The 3518-nt window shown below is 73.1% G+C and carries 4 protein-coding genes; 1 reads left to right on the top strand and 3 read right to left on the bottom strand.

Annotated features, from left to right (window positions below):
• Positions 1-53: 53 nt before the first annotated feature.
• Positions 54-653, bottom strand: a complete 600-nt coding sequence (locus ACTWPW_RS63405) for an AAA family ATPase (protein WP_443174917.1) — start codon at positions 651-653, stop codon at positions 54-56.
• A 100-nt stretch (positions 654-753) separates the two neighbouring features.
• On the opposite strand from ACTWPW_RS63405, the gene secY reads away from it, so the two are divergent.
• Entirely contained in the window at positions 754-2037 is a 1284-nt protein-coding gene (gene secY, locus ACTWPW_RS63400) for a preprotein translocase subunit SecY (RefSeq protein WP_443174916.1), read from the top strand.
• Between the two features lie 13 nt (positions 2038-2050).
• Here secY and ACTWPW_RS63395 read toward each other — a convergent pair whose 3' ends face one another.
• Positions 2051-2701, bottom strand: coding sequence for a response regulator (locus ACTWPW_RS63395; RefSeq protein ID WP_375109517.1), 651 nt, complete (start codon positions 2699-2701; stop codon positions 2051-2053).
• 128 nt (positions 2702-2829) lie between these two features.
• Positions 2830-3518: sensor histidine kinase (locus tag ACTWPW_RS63390; RefSeq protein WP_443174915.1), on the bottom strand; the 689-nt coding region annotated here is incomplete at its 5' end.

Genomic DNA, 3518 nt, shown 5'->3' with positions numbered 1-3518 from the left:
GATCTCCCAGCAGCTCGCCAACGAGCCCGACGCCACCTACGAGGAGGGGCGCTTCACCCGGCTCGTTCCCCGGCTGCCGGCCGTGTTCGCGGCGGTATACCCGCCGCCGTGAGCTGCCGCCCGACCGGCGCCGCGCCCCGCCGGTTGTCGACCTCCAGATACGGTACGGCCGGCGGCTCGTCCACCCGGATGTTCCGCAGGTAGTCGCCGAACGCCGCCAGCTTGCCCGCGTCCCTGGCCAGCCCCCTGGCCAGCAGCCGCTCGCGCAGCGTCGGCCCGTCGGAGCGGACCCACAGCAGGCGCACCGGCGGCCCGCCCAGCTCCGCCACCCACTCCGCCCACCGGGCCGCGTCGTGCACCTGCGTGGTGAACGGGCCGCCCAGCACGACCGGGCAGCCGTGCTCGCGGACCTGCCGGGCGATCGCGGTCAGGCCGGCGTACTCGTGCCGCTTGACGTGCTCGTCGTACCAGGGGCCCTCGCGCTCGCCGTCCGGGCGGCCGTGGGCGCGCAGCACCTCCGCCACGATGCCGCCGTAGACGGTGTCCTTGTCGAGCAGGGCGGGCACGGGGGACAGGCGGCGGAGCAGCTCGGCCGCCACCGTCGACTTCCCGGCCCCCGGCGGCCCGCTGATCACCCAGACGGCAGCGCTCATACGATCAACCTACGGTGTGCCGGGATACGCGGATTCGCGTACACGGGTGCCTCGTCTGAGCGGACGACCCCGCCCCGGCCCTCGGCCAGACTCCTTGCCCATGCTGACCGTCTTGACGCGGGCGTTCCGAACCCCGGAGCTGCGCCGGAAAATCCTGTTCACCCTCGGGCTCATCGGCCTGTTCCGGCTGGGGCAGGTCATGCCCGCGCCGGGGGTGGACGTGGTGGCCGTGCGCGAGTGCGTCGGATCCGCCACCGGCGGCGTGTTCGACATGGTGCAGATGCTCAGCGGGGGCGCGATGCTGCAGCTCTCGGTGTTCGCGCTCGGCGTGATGCCCTACATCACCGCCAGCATCGTCATGCAGCTCCTGTCCGTGGTGGTGCCCCGCCTGGACGCCCTCAGGAAGGAGGGCAAGCAGGCTAAGATCACGGAGTACACCCGCTACCTGACCGTCGCCCTCGCCGTCCTGAACGCCGGCACGGTCGTCGCGCTGGCCCGCGCCGGCCAGCTGCTGCCCGGGTGCTCCCGGCCGCTGCTGCGCGACGAGGGCCTGCTCGCCGTGACGGTGATCGTGCTGACCATGGTGGCGGGGGCCTGCGCGGTCATGTGGCTGGGCGAGCTGATCACCGAGCGGGGGATCGGCAACGGGATGTCGCTGCTGATGTTCACCCAGGTCGTGGCGGTCTTCCCGGCGTACATGTCGAAGATCTTCGTGCTGAGCCCGGTGAGCTTCGTGGTGATGATCGTGTCGGGGCTGTTCCTGGTGGCGGCCGTGGTGTTCGTGGAGCAGGCGCAGCGGCGGGTGCCGGTGCAGTTCGCCAAGCGGATGGTGGGGCGGCGCATGCACGGGGGACAGAGCACCTACATCCCGATGAAGGTGAACCAGGCCGGGATCGTGCCGGTCATCTTCACCAGCTCGCTGCTGTACCTGCCGACGCTGGCGGCGCCGCTGCTGGGGGCCGAGGCGCGGGCGTGGGTGGAGCTCAACCTCACCTCGGGGACGCATCCGGTCTACATGCTCGTGTACGTGCTGCTCATCGCGGGGTTCGCCTACTTCTACGTGTCGATCACCTTCAATCCCGTGGAGGTGGCCGACGGCGTGCGCCGGTTCGGGGGGTTCGTGCCGGGGATCCGGCCCGGGCGGCCGACGGCGCAGTACCTGGCGTACGTGCTGTCCCGGCTGACCGCTCCCGGGGCGGCATACTTGGCGGTGCTGGCGCTGCTGCCGCTGGTGGCGTTCGCGATCCTGAAGGATCCGGGGACGCAGCAGAACTTCCCGTTCGGGGGGACCAGCGTGCTGATCATGGTGGGGGTCGGGCTGGACACCGTGAAGCAGGTCGAGGCCCAGCTCCAGCAGCGCAACTACGAGGGTTTCCTCAAGTAGCCGCGCGCCTGGTTCAGGCGGGGAGGGCGAGACCCGCCCGCATGGCGAACACCACGAGCTGGGCCCGGTCCCTGGCGTGCAGCTTCACCATGGCGCGGCTGACGTGGGTGCGCACGGTGTCGGGACTGATCGTCAGCTCCCCGGCGATCTCCTCGTTCGACCGCCCGGTGGCCACCCACGCCACCATCTCCCGCTCGCGGGGCGTGAGCGTCTCGATGCCCTCGACCGGCTCGGCGCCGTGCCGGCCGAACAGCCCGATCACCTTCCTGGTGATGGCGGGCGACAGCAGCGCCTCCCCGGCGGCGACCACGCGCACGGCGTTGACCAGCTCGTCGGGGGCGCTGTCCTTGAGCACGAAACCGCTGGCCCCGGCCTGGAGGGCGGCGAAGACGTACTCGTCCACGGCGAACGTCGTCACCACGACGATCCGGGTGCCGCGCAACCCGGGGTCCCCGGCGATGGCCCGCAGCGTGGCCAGGCCGTCCATGCCCGGCATGCGGATGTCGAGCAGCAGGACGTCGGGTCTGGTCCGGCGGATCAGCGCCAGCGCCGCCTGCCCGTCACCCGCCTCCCCGGTGCACTCCATCCCGGGCTCCCGCTCCAGCAACGCCCGCAACCCCATCCGGACGACGGCCTGATCGTCGGCGATGGCCACCCTGATCATGCTCTCCCCGGGTCGGCTCGCGGAGTCGCGAACGCCTTCCGCCGGTCGGCTCGCGGAGTCGCGTACGCCCTCCGGCGGTCCGCTCGCGGCGTCGCGCACGTCGTCTGCCGGTCCGCTGCTGGGGCCGTTCACGCTTGGACCTGCGGGAACCTGGCCACCACCCGGAAGCCGCCCCCTTCGCGGGGCCCGGCGGCGAAGTGGCCGCCCGCCTCGGTCACCCTGGCCCGCATCCCGGCCAGCCCCCGCCCTTCGACCACACCCGCCCACCCGGGACCGGTCGGCCCGGTGCCGGCCGGCTCGGGGTGCGTCCGGGCGGCGCCCTGGTCGGACACCTCCAGCACGAACTCCCGCGGATCCGCGACCGCCCGCACGAGCGCCCTGGTCGGGCCCGCGTGCCGCAGCACGTTGGTGAGCGACTCGCGCACCACCCGGTAGACGGCACCCTGAAGGTGAGCGGGCACCACCAGGTTCGCGGGCTCGACGTCCACCGGCAGGCCCGCCGCCCGGACGCCGTCGATGAGCCCGGCCAGGTCGCCACCCGGCGGGTCGATCCCGTCGAGCGCGGCCCGCAACTGCGCGAGCGCCGTCGTGCTGGTCTCCCTGATCGCCTGCAACGAGGCCCGCGCCTGCTCGGGGTCGTCGTCGAGCGTGACGAGCGCGATCCCGGCCTGCATGGCGATGGCGGCCAGCCCGTGCCCGGCCGCGTCATGCACCACCCCGGCGATCCTGGCCCGCTCCGCCGCGACCGCGTCCACGGCGTGCGAGAGCGCACCACCGCCCCGCCGCGCCCCACCGAACAGCCCATCCGGCCCGGCGG

The organism is Nonomuraea sp. KM90, from assembly GCF_052246675.1.
Lineage (GTDB): Bacteria > Actinomycetota > Actinomycetes > Streptosporangiales > Streptosporangiaceae > Nonomuraea.
This window is presented reverse-complemented; position numbering and strand designations above follow the sequence as displayed.

Excerpts from the sequence above, each read along its gene's own strand:
- ACTWPW_RS63405 (WP_443174917.1), bottom strand. The coding sequence starts at position 653 with ATGAGCGCTGCCGTCTGGGTGATCAGCGGGCCGCCGGGGGCCGGGAAG.
- secY (WP_443174916.1), top strand. The coding sequence starts at position 754 with ATGCTGACCGTCTTGACGCGGGCGTTCCGAACCCCGGAGCTGCGCCGG.
- ACTWPW_RS63395 (WP_375109517.1), bottom strand. The coding sequence starts at position 2,701 with ATGATCAGGGTGGCCATCGCCGACGATCAGGCCGTCGTCCGGATGGGG.